This window comes from Calothrix sp. CCY 0018 (assembly GCF_963920925.1).
Taxonomy (GTDB): domain Bacteria; phylum Cyanobacteriota; class Cyanobacteriia; order Cyanobacteriales; family Nostocaceae; genus Rivularia.
Window position 1 is genome coordinate 206,745 of sequence record NZ_CAWUDI010000005.1, and the last position, 19,245, is coordinate 225,989.

Consider the following 19,245-nt stretch of genomic DNA (forward strand, 5'->3'; position numbering starts at 1 on the left):
CAGTTCTTGACTTAAATGAGTACTATCGATATAAATTACCTCCCCCAACCGTACTCTCATGTTTCATACTATGACAGCATTAGCTGAAGGTCACTTCCCGCAAGACTGAATTTATTAAAAAAATATTTAATCGTCAGTATGATTTTTTTGTTAATAAATATTAATATTTTATAATATTATCGAATAAAAAATACGCTAAAAGATAAACAGAGCAAGAAATATATTCATTTTTTACAGTATACGTCTGTAATTCTAATCTTTAGTTAAATATGTCAGGATTTTAGCATATGTTTTATGACTATTTTTTTATATAAGCATAATTGCTCTGATAATAAAAGTGCAAAAATTTATGTTGACTAGAAGATGTTTTTTTTGAGTATTTATGCTCAGTTTAATACCGCACATAAGCTATACTAGTTTCAACAAGCATCTAAAAACTCAGCATGAGTCTCATTTTATGTAGCTGTTTTTATAATTTATATATAAAATTTTTAAGCCTACTAAAGAACCAAGTTTTGTTGTTGTATAACTGATTTGCAAGCAATAAAACGGATAAAATAACAGATAAGTTAATTTGTTAGTTCAAGGAATTATTAGAATCTAATCTTTCTCAGGATGCAGGTAATCCTGGAAATAAAATTGAGGGATTAACCAAAATTTGAGCCAAGCGAAAGCTGCTAAACTTAATAATCCTGTCAGCATTAAAGGTAAAGCGAGTTTAATTCTAAATGCATCAGGAAGAGTGGCAACAATTGAAATAATAATGGCAAAATATGCAACGAAAAATACTTGTAAGCCCTGTGAAATTTTCAAAGCTTTTCTACAGCTACTGCAATTTTGAGTATGTTGGGTGTAACGATCAAGTAATTCTTGACGGTTATCATTTATCGTCAATATAGAACTTTGTGGAACTTCAATTCCGACTTGATCCCAAGGTAATTTTCCTTGAGAATATTTATCAAACCAATTACGAAATTCAATTATTAAACGATCTGCACTGGTAGGTAGTTTATAAGCTGTTTTCCAAGTTTCCTGCGATTGTCTTTCTTGGAGAAAATGCTCTTGCTGATGCAAAAGAATCATATCACCGTCGAGGACTTGATTGCGGATTTTGATATGACTCCACCAACGCGGAATTATACGATTAAGATTTGTGGCAAAGTTGCGGGTAAACTGAGCGACAATTCTTGATTTACCTGGGTAAGTTGGTATGCAATAGGTGATAAGTCCAATTTGCTTGCCTTCGTTACCTATACGGATGGTATATTCCAAACGGCAAGGTGGTTCAAAAGTAATGGTAGTGTTAAATTTTCCTTCTGAATTGGCTTCAATTAAATTAGCTGTCGATCTAATAATTTCTAGAGCTATGGGTGAAGCTTGTTCCCGATTGCCCTGCACTCCATGATGTGTAAAAGGAACGTGACTTGGGTCGGCGACATTTTCTACCAAAGTTTGCCAATCATATTCTAAATCGCGGACGTAAGAAGACCAAACAAAACCTTTACTTGCATCAATTTGAGGTGAAAGAGGTAATGGAGTATCGGTTGCTAGCTGTGGTGAATTTGCATCGAGCCAAACCCACAATAAATCATTTTCTTGCCTTACAGGTAACGTAACAGCACAAAGATTTTTTGCATTTTTGGTAACAAGTTGTGGATTCTCAGCCTGGGGAATGCGGGTACAAGTTCCTTGAGCATCAAATTGCCAACCGTGATAGCTGCACATCAAATTACCCGTTTTCTCGTCAACCCTTCCCTCGCTCAAAGGTGCGAGACGATGAGGACATTTATCTAAAAATACTCGGTAATCGGATGATTTCGGCTTCCATATCACTAAACGAAGCCCTAAAACAGTTACTGGAGTTGGTTTATTGGGATCGATATCTTCAACGGGAGAAACCGGATACCAATGCTGAAAAAAGTTAAATTCAGATTGCATTTTAGAAAAAGCCAGCAGTGTGCAAGCGGTACAGTTAGATATCTACACAAAAAAACACATTATCCCAAAGTTAATCCAGACAACGTTAAAGTTCGTATTTATTTACCATTAAAGCATTTGTGAGCAGTTGTCTGAAGGCTTTTTATCGTAACCTAATATTTATATCGCCCCTTTAAAATGAAGTTTATAAAGGCTACGATTTATGGCTTATTCCTGGTTTAAAGCATTTCATCTTGTCGGTATTGTAGTTTGGTTTGCTGGGTTGTTTTACTTGGTACGTTTATTTATCTATCACGTAGAAGCTGAGCAAGAAGCCGAACCCGCACGCACGATATTGAAAAATCAATATCAAATTATGGAGAAACGTCTCTACAGCATTATTACCACACCAGGAATGTTAGTAACCATCGCGATGGCGATCGGTTTGCTATCAACGGAGCCGGAAGTTTTAAAACAACCTTGGTTACACGTCAAGCTGGCTTTTGTTGTTTTGTTAATTGGCTATCATCATTACTGCAAGCGGTTAATGAAGCAGTTAGCAGCAGGTGAATGTAAATGGGGTAGTCAGCAATTACGCGCTTTGAATGAAGCACCTACTGTAATGTTGGTAGTAATTGTGTTGTTAGCAGTGTTTAAAAATAATCTTCCCACCGATATTACAGCTTGGGGAATTTTCGGGTTAGTTATTGCGATGGCTGCAACCATTCAGCTTTACGCTAAAAAACGTCGTCAAGATAAAGAGAAATTGGAAGCACAAGTTTCTCAAGGATAAGCAATTTTGGATTGATGATTTCATTTCTCGTTACCATGCTCTGCATGGTAATGAAGTAATAAATGAGGCAAAAACCGAACACGCATTGGGAGACGTAGCATTGCTACGTCTCTAAATTTTTCGTTTCAAGTTTAAAAATGGCGGTATGGGACAATCTAATGTCATGGCGATCGCCCTCAATAAATCCTTTTCTTGGTGAGTAATTTTATTATCTACTAATACCGTATGAGCGCAGGCTTCAACTACGGCTTGTTTGAGTTTTGATGTGGCTTGACGGAGATTTGAAATACTTTCCTTTAGCTGTGAAAAATTACATTTGAGTGGTGCTTTTGGAAGTTGAAAAATACCGGAACTAAATGCGTAATTAAACTAAGGTGCGTCGCTATCTATAAACGCACCATATTGATTTGTCATTTACTAAAAAAACTGTGTTTATGGATAGTCAAATATTATTTAAAAACCGGGTTGCTGTACTCGCTACCATGCATAAAAAAGAGAGAGTTATCGCTCCCCTTTTTGAGAAAGAATTAGGTATTAAAGTAACCGTACCGCAATTTAATACCGATCAATTTGGCTCTTTTACAAGAGATATAGAGCGCTCCGGCAGTCAAATAGAAGCTGCAAGATTGAAAGCACAACAAGTACTTTTATTAACTGGTGAAAGTTTAGCAATAGCCAGCGAAGGAAGTTTTGCTCCTCACCCTTCTTTACTTTATGCTTCCTGCAATCGAGAAGTTGTGATTTTTATAGATAGAGAAAATGATTTAGAAATAATCGGGGAAGAATTATCCTTCGATACCAATCACAATCATTTAAAAGTTAGCGATATACAACAAGCTATCGATTTTGCCGAAAAAGTCGGCTTTCCCGAACATGGTTTAATTGTGATGTTGAACGATCATCCCAAAAATAGCGACGAGATAATCAAAGGAATTAATACAGAAGCAGCATTGATTCAAGCGATAAATAATAGCTTGAAAAAATCGGTAAATGGTACGGTACATCTCGAAACTGATATGCGAGCCATGTACAATCCAACACGAATGAAAAATATAGAAAAAGCTACTTATAACCTGATAGAAAAAATTAACTGTCTTTGTCCAAAATGTTCAACACCCGGTTTTGATATTAATCAACGAATTCCAGGATTACCCTGTGAATGGTGTAGCGCTCCAACTACCTTAACAAAGTGTGTAATTTATAAATGTCAAAAATGTGGTTTCAGGAAAGAACAATTATTTCCCGACGGTAAACAATTTGCTAACCCCGCTCAATGTATGTATTGCAATCCTTAAGAGGGAATAGGGAGTAGGGAGTAGGGAGTAGAGGAAGAAAATGCAAAAAGTAAATCATAGATACGCAATAATTATGGTAACTTATATGGCTATACATAATAAAAAACTCTCTAACCGTTTGCAGGAAAGAGAGCTTATAGTGTGTGGTGTGAGAAATGTTGTTGTATGCTGTCTATAACAAATTATACTTATAAAGTATGAAGTATATATTACCAAAGTATAAATATTGTGTGTGAATTAACTCTGAGGGGATAAAAATTAATTTAGAGCATTTTTTCTAGAAATTGTTGAGCGCGATCGCACTTTGGATGATTGAAGAAATCCTGTGGTGAAGCATCTTCTGCTAAATATCCGTTATCAAGGAAAATGATTCTACTCGCGACTTCTCTGGCAAAACCCATTTCATGAGTAACTATCGCCATTGTGATTCCGGTATTTGCTAAACTCCTCATCACCTCCAGTACATCTTTAACCATTTCTGGATCTAAAGCCGAAGTTGGTTCATCAAACAAAATCATTTCCGGTTCCATAGCTAAAGCACGAGCTATAGCCACACGCTGCTTTTGTCCCCCCGAAAGTTTAGCAGGATAAACATCAGCTTTTTCTGCTAAACCGACTTTTTCAAGTAATTCTAAAGCTTTGAACTGCGCTTGTTTCTTATCCAAACTTTTTACCTTAATAGGTGCATAAGTAACATTTTGCAGCACCGTCATATGGGGAAATAAATTAAAGTGTTGAAACACCATTACCAAACGCTGACGGATTTTAGCGATATTGGTTTTTTGTTGAGTAATTTCATCATCATGAAAATAAATTTTTCCTAAAGTAGGAATTTCTAATAAATTGATGCATCTTAGAAAAGTAGACTTACCAGAGCCAGAAGGGCCTAAAATAGCAACCACTTCACCTTTATAAATCTCTGTAGAAATATCTTTAAGTACATCAAGACTTCCAAATGATTTACACAACGATTCTGTACGGATAATTGATTTATTCATATTAGTTATTAGTTGTTAGTTGATAATTGTTGGTTATACCTCACCCTCGTTCCCTCTCCTTATCAAAGAGAGGGATGTCTGTAAAGACAGGGTGAGGTTTGTTTAAGGCTTCAATCGCTTCTTCTCAATTTTCTTTCCAAAGCAGAAGCAGCGAAGGATAAACCCATCACTAATACGTAATAAATCAATCCAGCAAACAATAAAGGTTCAAAATAAATATATTTATTTGCACCAACAATTTGAGCGCTACGTAAAATTTCTACTACACCAATTGTTGCGACTAAAGAAGAATCTTTTAATAATCCGATAGTTTCATTTACTAATGCAGGCAAAATGTTTTTTAAAGCTTGGGGTAATATAATATCCCACATCATCATCGGATAAGAAACACCCATAGACATTGCAGCTTCAAACTGTCCTTTATCTACAGCTTGAATACCACCGCGAATCGTTTCCGACATATAAGCACCGGAGTTTAAGGTAAAAGTAAATACTCCTGCCTGAAAAGCTGAAATATCGTATCCCGTTAATTGAGGTGTGGCAAAATAAACTAAAGATAGCTGTAAAAGCAATGGTGTACCTCGAAAAATAGAAGTATAAACATTTGCAAACCAGCCGAGTGGTTTAATACCTGAAATTTTGAAAAATGATAATGCAGTTCCCCAAAATAAGCCAAGAAATACTGAAGATAAAGTAAATGATAAAGTTAAAGGTATTCCTTTGAGAATAAAAGGTATATCCGGAATAATTCGTCTAAAATCTAAATTTAATCCTTTGGAAGCAGCCGGAGGTGAATTAGTAGATAAAGGCTCTTCAGTTAGATTTGCAGAAAACCACTTTTTACTCAACCTTTCCAATTCACCATTATTTTTCATTTTTTGCAGAACATCGTTAAATGGTTTAACTAACTGCGAACCTTTAGGAAAAGCAATAGCCGAACCCGATGCGTTTTCAATTGAAGGAATAACATTAAACTGTAAATCTGGGTTAGCTTTTACAAATCCCAACGCAACAGTATCTTCAACAATCGCCGCATCAATTCTTCCAGCTTTGATTTCCTGGACTATTTCCGGTACTTTATTTAATTGTTTTAACTTGATATTCGGTACTTTTTCGGCAATTTGTTTAGCATTTTGTTCTTGAATTGTCCCCAACTGTACCCCGACAATTTTACCTGACAAATCTTCCGGCTTAGTTAAATTACTACTTTTAGAAGCAACAATAGTATCCTGAGCTTCATAATAAATAATCGAAAAATCCACATTTTCGCGACGTTGTGGAGTTGGAGTCATCCCAGCCATGACAAAATCAGCGCGATTTGCTTGCAGTGCGGGAATCAAACCATTAAAATCCGATTGGGCAATCTTGAGCTTAAATCCCAATTCCTTTTTTATATAGTTAGCAATATCAATATCAAAACCAACTATTTTACGTTCCCCGTCTTTCGTTTCATAAAATTCGTAAGGAGGATAATCGGGGGAAGTAATCATTGTCAGCGTTTCCTTACCCACTGATGAAGCAATAGTAGAATGATAATCGCCAAAAAGAATCGCGATCGCCAATATTACCGTAAATAAAAATAATCTGCGTTTCTTCTGTTCCCTGTTAAGAGTTCCCCGTTGCCTTTTTTTACTGCTAAACATCATCAAAAGTATCAATACGTACAATTAAAATAAGTACCCGTTAGTGTACCTTGTTAATCTACGGAATCGCCAAGCATCGACTTGATGTTCTATGACAGTAAAGAATTCAAGGAAAAACTTATGATTCCAAGTCCCGTTCAAATCAAACAACCTACCGTAAAATTTGGTGCTTCTGGGGATTATGTCAAACAATTGCAAAAATTCTTAATTAAAAGAGTTCCTGATGTTCCAAGTTTGGTAATTGATGGTGAATTCGGAGAAATAACTTTATTAGCAGTAGAAGTCTTTCAGTATCGCACCTTTTTAAAGCAGGATGGCATTGTAGGAGTAGTAACTTGGGAAGCACTTTACATAGGTCAACGTCCCGATTTACCTTTGCTATATCCTGGTAGTTACTGCGATGATGTTGCTAAAGTCCAAAGCCTTCTGAAATTTTCTCCCTTCATTCAAGAAACTTTAGGCTTCGACGGGTATTACTTTGGAAAGATTGATGGTGTATTTGGATCTCAAACTCAAGAAGCAGTTCAGTCTTTTCAAAATGATAAAAAACTGGTCTTAGATGGAGTCATTGGTTCTCAAACTTGGGATTATCTGATGGAACTTGCAGCATTAATTAGTCATTTAGGTTTATAAATTTAGTCTTTACCGTAATATTCCAATTGATTTAAATAGAAGAATCAAATGCGTAATCTATGTAGAGACGTAGCAGTGCTACGTCTCCAACAATGTCAAATCATCGCTTTAAGTTTTAATATAGGTTAGGTTTAGCGATATAACCTAAAATCTAAAATCCAAAATCTAAAGTCTAAAATCCAAAATCCAAAAGAAACGCATCCGTTGTCAAAATCTAAAATCTAAAATCCGATGATTTCTTCTCAACTTCCTGATTCTTGGCAAACTGCACTTGCTGAAGAATTTGATAAACCCTATTTTAAAGAACTGGAAAATTTTATCGAAGAAGAACGAAAATCAAAAACTATTTATCCTCCACAAGAAGATGTATTTTCGGCTTTTGAACTTACACCATTAGAACAAGTAAATGTTTTAATCCTTGGACAAGATCCTTATCATGGTGAAAATCAAGCGCATGGCTTATGCTTTTCAGTAAAACCGGGTGTTAAAACTCCGCCGTCGCTAGTTAATATTTATAAAGAACTCAAAAACGATTTGGGGTTTGATATTCCCGATAGTGGATATCTTGTACCCTGGGCAAAACAAGGTATTTTAATGATTAATGCCGTACTAACTGTAGAAGCACATACTCCCAATTCTCATAAAAACAAAGGTTGGGAAACTTTCACAGATGCAGTTATTAGCAAAGTTAACCAAAAAGAATCTGTAATTTTTGTGCTTTGGGGTGGCTATGCAAAAAACAAGCTGAAATTAATAGATACCAATCGTCACACCGTCATTCAATCGGCGCATCCCTCCCCACTTTCTGCTCGTAACGGCTTTTTTGGTAGCAAACCTTTTTCAAAAATCAATTCTGCATTGTCTCAAGCAGAAAAATCAGTTATCAATTATCAATTAACAAATATCAGTGAGCAGTTAACAGTTATCAATTAATACAAATAGACCGATCCTATTATAATTTGCAAAAATTGAAGATGTTGAAAAACCGGGTTTCTGGATTCTCGCTATTTGCATGATTAACGATAATTGTTCATTGATAATTGATAATTGATTAAATGGTGTGGACTTCCTTACACGCAAACATACATCGTACTATTCGTTCCCGTGGTTTATTACAGCGCAATCAAAGGTTGTTAATTGCAGTATCTGGGGGACAAGATTCCCTATGCTTAACTCAATTAATGTTAGATTTGCAACCTAAATGGGGATGGCAGCTTGCTATTGCTCATTGCGACCACTGTTGGCGGGATGACTCGCAGGCAAACGCTAATTATGTGGAACAACTTGCAGGTGAATGGGGTATACCTTTTTACTTGGAAACTGCTTCTCAATCTTTGAAAAGTGAAGCCGCAGCAAGAGAATGGCGCTATCAAGTTTTACAGCAAATCGCCTTATCAAATAATTATCAGTGCATTTTAACGGGACATACTGCAACGGATAGGGCGGAAACTTTAGTTTATAATTTGATGCGCGGTAGCGGTGCGGATGGTTTGCAGGCTTTAACTTGGCAGCGTCCGCTTAACGATGAGATTATGCTTGTACGTCCGCTTTTGGAAGTTACTCGCAGTCAAACAGGTCAATTTTGTCAAGATTTTCAATTGCAAGTTTGGGAAGATTCGACAAATCAAGATTTGAAATATGCTCGCAATCGTATTCGTCAGGAGTTGATACCATATTTACAAGAAAAATTTAACCCGAAAGTAGAGTCAAATTTAGCTAGAACAGCAGAACTTTTACAAGCAGAAGTTGAATATTTGGAGCAAGCTGCTGGGGAATTGCGAGAAAAGGCTGAAGTTATTGATATAGATTATGTTGAAAATTCTTTAACGCTGTTACGCTTAAATCGTCAAGTATTGCAAAAAGCTCCGTTAGCATTGCAGCGTCGTGCTATACGTCAAGTGTTACAAAAAATAATGTTAATTGCTCCTAGTTTTGAGCATATTGAAAAAATAGTGGGTTTAATTAAGGCACCAAACCGATCGCAAACCGATCCATTTCCTGGAGGTACTGTAGCTTTCGTTTCGGGTGAATATATTTGTTTGCAAAAAAAAAAGATGAAGGATAAAGGATAAAACCATAGTTCATCCTTGATGCTTCATCTTTATTATTGAGCAATCAAGCTTTCGATAGAAGAACGCATATCTGTAATCGCTTGGAGTTGATAATCGCCGGTTTCCTGTACTTGCGTTAAAGCGTCACTGGTGCCTTGCAGTTTGTGCCGCATACTTTCCAAGGAATCTTGTATTGGCTGAAGCGTTTCTTCATAAAGATTGACTCTAGCCCAAAGTTGAGAATTTGTAATTTGCAATGCGGAGAAGTTTTCTTGCATCGCTTGCAATGCTTGACGCTTATTCACAATTTCTTCGGTTTGAACTGCGATCGCCTGCTGCGCTCGATCAATTTCATGACGCATTTGTTCGATTTGAGCTTCTAAGTTTTCCAATTGTTCGGAATACTTCTGTCGTCTTTGTTCAACTTGCTCTAGTATCAAACTTAAATCAACTTTGTTTTGTGAGGCAGCCTGTTGTTTTCGCTTAGCCAGAACAGTTTTATGTTGATCGAGCGATTCCTGACGTTCTACCAAACTACGACGCTGCCCAACTAAAGTTTCGTTGAGCATCTGGTAGCTGTCTTTTTCATCTGTAAGTTCTTCTTCTAATCCGCTACGTTCTTCTTGTGAAGCTGAACTTATCTTTTCTTGCAGTTCTTCTATCGTTCGTTGCTTGTAGTTAAGTTCTTGTTCTTGTTCCTCAACAAAACCCGAATCGATTTTTAACTTTTGCTGCAAGTCTTCAACTGTTTTTTGCAGTTGTTTTGTAGACAAGGATTTTAAAGCTTCCGCATCAAAGTCTAAAATAAATTCTTCTTCAGTCGAATTAGAAGTTTTATTAAATGAGTTCACCTGCTCTTGTAGCTGTTGTTGATACTGCAACTGTTCTTGCAGCATCCCCACATAATTTTGTTTGTCTACAAGACTAGCAGTGTTTAATTTCAACTCTGCTTTCTGTTCGTATAGCGAAACTTCAGCTTGCTGTAAAGAAGAATTAGCTTCTTGAAGTTCCTCAGACAACCGCTCTACTTGTGCTTGCTGCTCGTTAGCTTCGGCTTTTTGCTTTTCGAGTTGTCGAAAATGAGGACTTAAAACAGCTTGCTGATTGTCAACCATCTCGAATGCACAATCGAGATGTTCGCAAACGCTTGAAGGTTGAGTAATATTATTAGAGAGTTTTTCTAATAAATCGCTAATTACCTGGGCTTGTTCTTCATCTAAAACCGCTCCCTGCTTAACTTCCGACTGAAATTCTTCTAAGCGACGCTGTTCGCCTCGCAATTGCTCCCAAGCGCCTTCAAGCTCTTCACGGCTGCGTTGGATTTCCTCCTGCAAGCCTTGAATTTCCTGACGAGAACTTTCAACTTCCTGAATTTTTGCGTCTATGTTTTGCGCTTCTTCTTGGATTTGTCGGGCTTCTTCTTCCCGCGCTTCCAACTCCATTTCACGGCGGCTGATTTCCTGCCCTTGAAATGTCAGCGACTCTTTCCACTGGTCTATTTCTTCTTCTTTGAGTTTGAATTTTTCCAATTGACGGGAAAAATTCTGCAAAATTGTTACCAGCGGACGACTAGCTTCTTGCAGTCGCTGTACCTGACGATTTGCGTTAAGTTCAGCTAATACAAGCGCCCCATCATTTAATTTACTCGCTTCCTCAGCAGTAATTACTTCTTCACTTACCGTATTCCAACTCTGGTCATTGCGTTGACAAGCCAGCAGTTTTAATTCGGTTTTGGCTCCACTACCAAGCAAGCCACCTTTCTGTTTTTGTACTTCAGCTAAATACAGCACACCGCAAACCCTTATTGATGTACTTGAATAAGTGTTAATTTATACGATAGATTAAGACATTAATTTGCTTCATTTAACTTTGAGTGGAAAAATCAAGCAAGTAAAAATGTCCTATGCGCCCTGAATAATCGCATATTGATTTTTAATAATATTCCATCGCGTCTCTACATTTTGTACTTGTGAAGCTGGGGATGGCTACCGTATTATTACCAACACTTTAGGAATTTGGGGAACGCCGGATCTGGGAGTGGGGGAACTTCGGCATTCTGATGATTTGAACTTTACAAACATTCTCTACCCCTTACCCATTACCTCTTAGATTCCCCATTCCCCATTCCCTTTAACCTTTAACCTCTGACCTACTCCCTAATAAAAAAAATAAATCACTAAAAGCCTTATCCTGACAGCATTTATCTTTATTTTAAATTAATAATTTCATCAGGGAGTGTTAACTGTTGAAAAACTTGGGCACAATGAACAAAGAATGTAAAATGGATAACAAGGAGTGCCGAATTGCTAAATGCAGGGAAATTTAAGTGAAATTGATATACGCAGCATCCTGCAATTGATTGAGTTAGGACAGCGAACGGGGTTACTGTTTGTTGAAGCTTATACTGAGGAATCACTACCTCGGACTTGGTTTATCTTTTTTCTCAACGGTCAAATAGTTTACTCTCAAGAAGCCAATAGCAGTGTATTTCGTCTTCGCGATTATTTGCGATATTACCGAATTAATCTGCAAGGAGAAGAAACACTCCCAACCACCGATTCCGATAAATCGCTTTCTGCACCGGAGTATGGTTATTTATGGAGACTGTTGGAGCAAGATATTATTAATCCGATTCAGGCTCGTAGTATCATCCAAGGTTTGGTGCATGAAACTCTTTTCGATTTATTAAGTTTACGTGAAGGCAGTTTTATTTTTGAGTTGGACAAACCATTAACTCCGCAACTGACTACTTTAGAAATTGCTCCTCTACTCAACAAAGTTTTCAAACAGGTGCAAGAGTGGAAACTGCTATATCCCTATATTCAGTCTCCGGATCAATGTCCTGTATTGACCGATGTTGAGCGCCTGCGTTCCTCCTTGGCTTCTTCCACGGTGGAAAAATTGCAGCATTGGGCGGATGGTAAAACTTCCCTACGTCAGCTTGCTCGTTTCCTTAATCGAGATGTTTTGACACTCGCGAAAGCTATATATCCTTACGTACAGCAGGGTTTGATACACATAGTATCAATCGAGAACAAGTCATCTTTGACACATAATCATTCGAGTCAGCAGCATTCCCAAGAAAATCAATCGATAAAAGGCATAGTATGTATTGATGATGCACTAGCTATTTGCGAGACGGTGCAGTCTATTTTGCAAACGCAAGGCTATAATGCAATCGCCTTTACTAATCCTTTAGAGGCACTCAACCGAGTTTTTCAACTCCAACCGCATTTAATTTTATGCGATATTGTAATGCCCGATTTGGATGGCTACCAACTTTGTGCAATGTTGCGACACTCCAGCGCCTTCCGGCTCGTGCCGATTATTATGCTTAGCGCTAAAAGTAGCTATATTGATAGAGCCAAGGCGAATATGGTCGGAGCTACCGATTACTTAACAAAGCCTTTCGAGTCAACTGAACTGCTATTGTTAATTAAAAAATATCTCGATAAAAAATCGGGGCGATCGCCAATAAATGAAATGCGGTACTTGTTGATTTAAGCAAATATAGGCTAAAAAATATTATCACGAACTGGGATTTAAACAAATATCAAAATACTTAGTAATTCTGTGAATAAATAGTTTTTTTATACAAGATGATTCGGGGAGACAAGGGAATGTTCCTTCAAGGGACATCTACATCGGGAGGTAATGAGACATATATGAGTACAGTTCTGATTGTGGAAGATTCGATCGCTCAAAGGGAAATGATTACAGACCTCCTCAAAGCAAGTGGCTTGTCAGTCACTCATGCTTCGGATGGACTAGAGGCACTACAGACAATTCAAAGTATTTGTCCCGATTTAGTCGTCTTAGATATCGTCATGCCCCGAATGAATGGTTATGAAGTTTGCAGGAGGCTCAAGTCCGACCCAAAAACTCAAAACGTGCCGGTAGTAATGTGTTCTTCTAAAGGAGAAGAATTTGACCGCTACTGGGGAATGAAGCAAGGGGCTGATGCTTATATCGCCAAACCGTTTCAGCCAACTGAATTGGTAGGAACAGTCAAACAACTGCTGCGAGGATAAGGATGAGTTAGATATGCATAGCAAACCGGACTTTTTAGGAAGTGGCGGACAAGACGAGTTTCGTCCTGAATTGGAAGTGGAAAGTAAGGACGGTGAGTTACATCTAAGATTTTTCATCCCCTCGCATCAGGAGTTTGCACTTCCGGCAACTGGCATCAAGGAGGTAATTGAATTAAGTCCCGATCGAATTACCCCGATTCCTAATGCTTCTCCCTTACTTTTGGGTACCTTAAATCTACGAGGACGAGTAATTTGGGTAGCTGACTTGGGTCAGTTTCTGGGAGAAACAACTGCATTGAATACGGATAGAGCAGAAATTTCAGTGATTGCAATTGAAGAACAAGACACGATAGTGGGCTTGGCAGTGGAAGAAATCGGAGGTATGGATTGGCTTGATGTTCAGCATCTAAGTGCGCCTACCAATGTGCCAGATACTATGGCTCCTTTTTTAAGGGGAGAGTGGTCAAAAGATGCCGATATAGAACGGTGTTTGCGACTACTCGACCAGATGGCAATTTTACGGAGTGCCCGCTGGGCTGGATAACCGAAGGGAGGCAATAAATGGCACCTAGTATAGATTACGGACAAATGTATCAGCAGGCTTATAAAGCCTACGTGAATCAAAATTATGAAGAGGCTGCGAAACTTATAGATCAAGTAGTGCAGCATTCAACACAAGACCCAAATGCTGCTTTGCTAAAGGGTCACGTGTATTATGTATTACAAAAATTTGATATAGCTAAAGAAGCATATCAAACAGTATTGAATTTAACTAGCAACCAAGAACTTGTTGATTTTGCTCGCAACGGTTTAGAAAATATTAGTCATTATCAAATTGAATCAGATGCTCAAAGTTTTGAAGTTGATGGTGGAAGCAATGATAATGATATAGATTTATCGGATTCTGCTGACGAGGGAATAGCCTCTGTTGATAATTCATTTGATTTGAGTGGTAAAGGTAATTCCGATAGCAACAACTTTGCTTTTTCTTCGGATTCTTCTTTGGAGAACAATTCGGAATTGGAAGATGAAGAGCCTACGGAATTGTTAAACGAATCAGCTTCAAAAAGTCCATTTGATATAGGTTCTGATAGTCAAGTATTTGATGCTATACCAAATTTTGAAGAAGATAATATCAGTGAAGATAATCCTTTTGCTCAAAAAGAAGGTTTAGAAACAGATATTCATCAAAACGATGAAGGTGTCTCAAAACCAGAACTTGAGTTACCTTCTTTTTGGCAAGAGGAAATGTCGGACAATAATTCAAAACAGTCAACAGAAGCATCAAATTCCTTAAAGGGTGAAGAATACTCTCCTTTTTCAAACGGGGAAGCAGCTGATAATCCCGAACCCGAACTTAATCCTAAGCCAAATACATTTGCACAAAACGAATTGCCACCTAGCAGCAGTTTGCAAGAGGAAGATTTATTCTTCGAGGATAACAAGAGCGAAGATAGTGAAAGCTTTAGTTTGCCAAGCAATTTTTTTAGCGATGATTTTTCAGGAAATGATAGCCAAGCACAAACTTTTTCATCTCAAGCCAGGGATTTAGAAAATATCCCAGACAGTTTTTCGGAAGCGTCTTCGATTAAAGAAGACTTTTCTCAATTAGAATCTTCAGAGTCTTCAGAATTATCAGAAGAATCTGCGGTATCTCAAAATCAGCCAACCGATGACAGCTTTGACTTAGATGTATTTGAAGAAGTTTTCGGTGCTGAAGATTTTGCAAATAATAATCAAGATACGAGGAGTATTGCTAAAGCTGTTAATAGCAGCAGTAGCAGTACTGATAACAGCAATAACATCGAGTATTTAGATGACTTTGATGAATTTGATGATTTAGGAAACATTTCAGCGTTTGATTTATCGAATGGAAGTCCGCCATTTTCCGAAATGATGCCTAACTCTGGCTCGTTACGAACTAACGGTGCTTTGAGCGGTGAAAACATAGAAAGTTCCCACGACGAAATTAGTAGTGGTATTTCTGATGATGATTTCGGAGACAGTATAGATGATGCTCCCGCAGCAGAAAGGGATGCAGAACTGTTTAGTATTACCAATTCCCAAGAAGCTGTTCCAGTTTTCACTCAAAATGACGACAGCAAAGTTGAAGCCCAAGTAAATGTCGAGCAAGGAGCTTTTGCAGCTTTAGAAAATGCTCCGTTAAAAACTAAGCAATGGTTAACTGCTGGGATAGTAGGTGTTGTCTCTTCTGTAGCAGTCGCGGTTGTCAGTTTTGGAGCAACAAGTATATCTCCGGAAAATCAGCGGGAATCCATACGCAACACTGGTTGGATGATGGCATTAGCCGCAGGAGCAGCCGGTTTTGTGACTACGGGAGCAATGGGACACCTGACTCTAAGTCAAGTGCGCCGCACGACAAAGGATTTGGAAACTCAGTTTAACTCTGTACGTAAAGGTAATTTGAGCGCTCAAGCCACAGTTTATTCTGAAGATGAATTCGGACAATTAGCTGCTGGCTTTAATGAAATGGCACGGGTAATTTTTACTACAACCCATGAAGCTACACGCAAAGCGGCTGAGCAGGAAGAAGCCAAAGAGAATTTACAGCGTCAAGTGATTCGTTTGCTTGATGATGTGGAAGGAGCAGCCAGAGGAGATTTAACGGTACAGGCTGAAGTAACAGCCGACGTACTCGGAGCGGTTGCCGATGCTTTCAACTTAACAATTCAAAACCTCCGGGATATCGTCCAGCAGGTGAAAGTAGCAGCAAGAGAAGTTACAAAAGGAGCGACAAATTCCGAGACTTTTGCCCGCGCTCTATCTAGCGATGCTTTACGACAAGCGGAAGAATTAGCGGTAACGCTGAATTCCGTACAGGTGATGACTGATTCGATTCAAAGGGTAGCCGAAGCAGCTAGAGAAGCCGAAGCAGTAGCCCGCGATGCCAGCGAAATTGCTCTCAAAGGTGGCGAAGCGGTGGAAAATACTGTGGCAGGTATTCTCGAAATTAGAGAAACTGTTGCTGAAACAACTCGAAAAGTAAAACGATTGGCAGAATCTTCCCAGGAAATTTCCAAAATTGTTGCTTTAATTTCTCAGATTGCTTCGAGAACTAACTTATTAGCCCTTAACGCCAGCATTGAAGCTGCACGTGCGGGAGAATCGGGACGGGGATTTGCGATTGTTGCCGATGAGGTACGTCAGCTTGCCGATAAATCAGCCAAGTCTTTGAAGGAAATCGAACAAATTGTCATGCAAATTCAGAGCGAAACCGGCTCTGTAATGACTGCAATGGAAGAAGGAACGCAACAGGTTATCAAAGGTACGAAGTTAGCTGAAGAAGCAAAACGTTCTTTGGAAAACATTATTCAAGTTGCGAATCGGATCGATATACTTGTACGCTCTATTACTACAGATACTGTGGAACAAACGGAAACATCCCGTGCTGTTGCTCAGGTAATGCAATCGGTAGAATTAACCGCACAAGAAACTTCCCAAGAAGCGCAACGAGTATCTGGAGCCTTGCAGCACTTAGTGGGTGTATCCCGCGACTTGATTTCCTCCGTGGAACGTTTCCGAGTCGAAACTGCTGAATCACGATAAATAGTTAGGAGTGAGGAGTGATGAGTGAGGAATAAAAATTACAACTCATAGCTCATAACTCATAACTCATAACTCATAACTCATAACTTACAAAGACTGACGATTATGCTACCGGAACAACAACAGCGCATTTTAGGATACTTTATTGAGGAAGCCACAGACCACCTGAACACTATCGAGCAGGGGTTGTTAAATCTTCAAAGTACTCTTAATGACCCGGATTTAATTAACGAAGTTTTCCGGGCCGCTCACTCTATTAAGGGGGGAGCGGCGATGCTGGGTTTGAGTAGCATTCAACGTACCTCCCACCGTCTTGAAGACTGCTTCAAGGTTCTCAAGGATAATCCAGTTAAAATTGACCAAAAGCTGGAATCTTTGTTTCTTGGGGTGTCCGATACTCTCAAAGCGCTATTAGAACATTTAAGCGGGCCGTTTGGTTTGACGGAAGAAACCGCAGATACTTTGATGGCTGAAGCGGAACCAGTGTTTGGTTGGCTCAACGAACATTTGGATAAGCTTGTTAAAAAGTCTCCTAGTGAGAGTGGGACATTGGCGGTTGCTAAAAAACCAGCGCAACCAAACACGCAAAAAGCTGCATCGGGCGATAAAAATAATAGTCAACTGCAAGCAGAGGTGTTGAATAAGCTGCGGCAGATATTACAACTATTTAAGCAGCCTGCGACACCTGAAAATCGGCAAAGAATAGTTGAATGTACTGATTACTTAGCCGAATTGGGAGATAACCGTAATTTAGCTTGCTGGAGTCACTTGTGTCGTGCGGCTACCAGCGCGATCGCCAACGAAGAAAATACTTATTTGATTTTAGCCAAAATCGTTATAACTGAAATTAAACAAGCGCTTGAGTTGGTTTTAGCTAACAGAGAAAGCGAAATTGTTATCGGCGAGCAATTGTCTCTTTTATTACCAGTAGCAGAAATTGAGTTATTAGAAATAGGCGATTTAGAAGAAGTTGAAGAAGCTGAAGAAGAGGCTGATACAGAATTACTGCTAAAGCCAGAAGCCGACAATTATCAAGAAGCTGCTGCTGCTGAAGCTTCATTTTTAACAGATGTAGATGATGATCTCGATCGCGAAGCGGATAACCTTGAAGCCGAAAATAATATTGCAGCTTTATTTGAGCTATCGGATCAAATGAACGATGATAAAAATGTCGATCGCGATGAAGCTACAGTAATTCACGATTTAGATATTCATGGGCCAGAAGTTGGCATATCTGAGTTAAATACTCTTGCGGATTTATTTGAAGGCGAATCTCCAGAGCTTGATGCAAGTTGGCAACAAGAAGAAATTCTCGATCTAAAAGCGAATAAAGCACAGAGAAATGATGTAGAAGCCAATATTGAAAACTCTAAAAATGCTGATAGCGAATTTGAAGATTTTCTTTTGTTTGAAGAAGAAAGTAATCAAAATGACGAAACAGCTGTCAAAGAAGAAATGACAATAATGCAGTTGTTTGGCGAAGATTTTTCCGAGTTAGATTTAGAAAATTTAAAAGATACTGCAAGCAACAAGTTAAATACACAGGAAGTTAGCGACGAAGAAGCAATTAACGATTTACTCGAACTTGGTGTAGATGATGATAATAAGAATTCGGATCAAGTTGAATTAGATTCGCTTTTCGGTGAAACAGATAAAGAAAACGACCAATCCGATAATTATATCGCTGGTTTTGAAGACTTAAATCAAACGGGTAGTTTTGAGCTTTTGTTTGGAGAATCTTCTGAAGACGAGGAAAAAGAAAATGTAGAGCAGCAGGATAATTTAGATTTGCCCAGCTTTGAGGATGTCGGGTTAGATACGTTATTTGGAGATTTTGACAACCCGCTAACGGATGAAAAAGACAGCAATTTATTCGATGATTCCTCAGATACATCAGTAGAGGATTCGGATAATATCTGGGAAAAAACGAAAATTGTACCTCATGAAGATGTAGCAAAAGCATTAGAAGAGAATCTAATTGAAGCTACTAATTCTGAAGATATTTTTGCTGAAAATAGCTCATCTGAAGCCGATATTACAAATCCTGAATTAGGGGATTTAGATACTAATTTAGATTTAGCACCAGAGACGCAGCTAGATTCAATTTTCTCTGGGGATGCTGTAGATAATTTCTTGGAATCAGCGCTGAGTGGTGATGAAAGCGTTTTTGATAATACGAATTATGGTGAATTGTTTGATGTTGAGGTAGATGATTCACAGCAACAAGAATCTGTAGAATCTGAAGAAGATGATTTATTCACAATTTCTTCCGAACAAGATAATTTACCCGAATTAACTTCAGATGATTCCGAGCAAG

Annotated in this window: 14 protein-coding genes; 10 read left to right on the top strand and 4 right to left on the bottom strand. The window is 38.4% G+C overall.

Annotated elements, in window-relative coordinates; translation table 11 throughout:
* Positions 1-600: 600 nt before the first annotated feature.
* Complete coding sequence (locus ACM03V_RS05745) at positions 601-1,938, bottom strand: Rieske 2Fe-2S domain-containing protein (protein ID WP_414619799.1); 1,338 nt, start codon at positions 1,936-1,938, stop codon at positions 601-603.
* Between the two features lie 202 nt (positions 1,939-2,140).
* Here ACM03V_RS05745 and hemJ point away from each other — a divergent pair, with 202 nt between their 5' ends.
* The gene (gene hemJ / locus ACM03V_RS05750; RefSeq protein ID WP_414619800.1) at positions 2,141-2,710 is read left to right on the top strand and encodes a protoporphyrinogen oxidase HemJ; all 570 of its coding nucleotides are present in this window, start codon (positions 2,141-2,143) and stop codon (positions 2,708-2,710) included.
* Positions 2,711-3,144: 434 nt separating this feature from the next.
* Complete coding sequence (locus ACM03V_RS05755; protein ID WP_414619801.1) at positions 3,145-4,005, top strand: DUF6671 family protein; 861 nt, start codon at positions 3,145-3,147, stop codon at positions 4,003-4,005.
* Between the two features lie 263 nt (positions 4,006-4,268).
* Here the strand turns inward: ACM03V_RS05755 and ACM03V_RS05760 are convergent, their stop codons facing one another.
* Together ACM03V_RS05760 and ACM03V_RS05765 are read right to left on the bottom strand one after the other, a co-directional pair.
* Positions 4,269-5,003, bottom strand: coding sequence for an amino acid ABC transporter ATP-binding protein (locus tag ACM03V_RS05760; RefSeq protein ID WP_414619802.1), 735 nt, complete (start codon positions 5,001-5,003; stop codon positions 4,269-4,271).
* 110 nt (positions 5,004-5,113) lie between these two features.
* Complete coding sequence (locus ACM03V_RS05765) at positions 5,114-6,649, bottom strand: ABC transporter substrate-binding protein/permease (protein ID WP_414619803.1); 1,536 nt, start codon at positions 6,647-6,649, stop codon at positions 5,114-5,116.
* A 117-nt stretch (positions 6,650-6,766) separates the two neighbouring features.
* Here ACM03V_RS05765 and ACM03V_RS05770 point away from each other — a divergent pair, with 117 nt between their 5' ends.
* The 3 genes from ACM03V_RS05770 (at position 6,767) to tilS (ending at position 9,351) form a co-directional block, all read left to right on the top strand.
* A complete protein-coding gene (locus ACM03V_RS05770) occupies positions 6,767-7,279 on the top strand; it encodes a peptidoglycan-binding domain-containing protein (RefSeq protein ID WP_414619804.1) in 513 nt (170 codons plus the stop codon).
* 231 nt (positions 7,280-7,510) lie between these two features.
* On the top strand, positions 7,511-8,212 hold the full coding sequence (ung, locus tag ACM03V_RS05775; RefSeq protein ID WP_414619805.1) for a uracil-DNA glycosylase: 702 nt from the start codon (positions 7,511-7,513) through the stop codon (positions 8,210-8,212).
* 122 nt (positions 8,213-8,334) lie between these two features.
* Complete coding sequence (tilS, locus tag ACM03V_RS05780; protein WP_414619806.1) at positions 8,335-9,351, top strand: tRNA lysidine(34) synthetase TilS; 1,017 nt, start codon at positions 8,335-8,337, stop codon at positions 9,349-9,351.
* A 32-nt stretch (positions 9,352-9,383) separates the two neighbouring features.
* Here tilS and hmpF read toward each other — a convergent pair whose 3' ends face one another.
* Entirely contained in the window at positions 9,384-11,120 is a 1,737-nt protein-coding gene (gene hmpF, locus ACM03V_RS05785; RefSeq protein ID WP_414619807.1) for a pilus motility taxis protein HmpF, read from the bottom strand.
* Positions 11,121-11,640: 520 nt separating this feature from the next.
* Between hmpF and ACM03V_RS05790 the strand changes: the two genes are divergently transcribed.
* From ACM03V_RS05790 to ACM03V_RS05810, 5 genes are all read left to right on the top strand, one after another.
* On the top strand, positions 11,641-12,834 hold the full coding sequence (locus ACM03V_RS05790; protein ID WP_414619808.1) for a response regulator: 1,194 nt from the start codon (positions 11,641-11,643) through the stop codon (positions 12,832-12,834).
* A gap of 161 nt (positions 12,835-12,995) precedes the next feature.
* Positions 12,996-13,361, top strand: a complete 366-nt coding sequence (locus ACM03V_RS05795; protein WP_015116941.1) for a response regulator transcription factor — start codon at positions 12,996-12,998, stop codon at positions 13,359-13,361.
* A 13-nt stretch (positions 13,362-13,374) separates the two neighbouring features.
* Positions 13,375-13,905 (top strand): chemotaxis protein CheW, encoded by a 531-nt coding sequence (locus ACM03V_RS05800; protein ID WP_414619809.1) that lies wholly within the window; start codon positions 13,375-13,377, stop codon positions 13,903-13,905.
* Between the two features lie 17 nt (positions 13,906-13,922).
* Positions 13,923-16,928, top strand: a complete 3,006-nt coding sequence (locus ACM03V_RS05805; RefSeq protein WP_414619810.1) for a methyl-accepting chemotaxis protein — start codon at positions 13,923-13,925, stop codon at positions 16,926-16,928.
* Between the two features lie 105 nt (positions 16,929-17,033).
* Positions 17,034-19,245, top strand: a 2,212-nt coding sequence (locus tag ACM03V_RS05810) for an Hpt domain-containing protein (RefSeq protein WP_414619811.1), incomplete at its 3' end; no start/stop codon positions are given.

What these genes read in the sequence shown, in the direction of transcription:
- ACM03V_RS05800 (WP_414619809.1), top strand. Translation starts at nt 13,375, where the DNA reads ATGCATAGCAAACCGGACTTTTTAGGAAGTGGCGGACAAGACGAGTTT.
- tilS (WP_414619806.1), top strand. Translation starts at nt 8,335, where the DNA reads ATGGTGTGGACTTCCTTACACGCAAACATACATCGTACTATTCGTTCC.
- ACM03V_RS05765 (WP_414619803.1), bottom strand. Translation starts at nt 6,649, where the DNA reads ATGATGTTTAGCAGTAAAAAAAGGCAACGGGGAACTCTTAACAGGGAA.
- hemJ (WP_414619800.1), top strand. Translation starts at nt 2,141, where the DNA reads ATGGCTTATTCCTGGTTTAAAGCATTTCATCTTGTCGGTATTGTAGTT.
- ACM03V_RS05770 (WP_414619804.1), top strand. Translation starts at nt 6,767, where the DNA reads ATGATTCCAAGTCCCGTTCAAATCAAACAACCTACCGTAAAATTTGGT.
- ACM03V_RS05795 (WP_015116941.1), top strand. Translation starts at nt 12,996, where the DNA reads ATGAGTACAGTTCTGATTGTGGAAGATTCGATCGCTCAAAGGGAAATG.
- ACM03V_RS05755 (WP_414619801.1), top strand. Translation starts at nt 3,145, where the DNA reads ATGGATAGTCAAATATTATTTAAAAACCGGGTTGCTGTACTCGCTACC.
- ACM03V_RS05805 (WP_414619810.1), top strand. Translation starts at nt 13,923, where the DNA reads ATGGCACCTAGTATAGATTACGGACAAATGTATCAGCAGGCTTATAAA.
- ACM03V_RS05760 (WP_414619802.1), bottom strand. Translation starts at nt 5,003, where the DNA reads ATGAATAAATCAATTATCCGTACAGAATCGTTGTGTAAATCATTTGGA.
- ACM03V_RS05790 (WP_414619808.1), top strand. Translation starts at nt 11,641, where the DNA reads ATGCAGGGAAATTTAAGTGAAATTGATATACGCAGCATCCTGCAATTG.
- ACM03V_RS05745 (WP_414619799.1), bottom strand. Translation starts at nt 1,938, where the DNA reads ATGCAATCTGAATTTAACTTTTTTCAGCATTGGTATCCGGTTTCTCCC.
- ung (WP_414619805.1), top strand. Translation starts at nt 7,511, where the DNA reads ATGATTTCTTCTCAACTTCCTGATTCTTGGCAAACTGCACTTGCTGAA.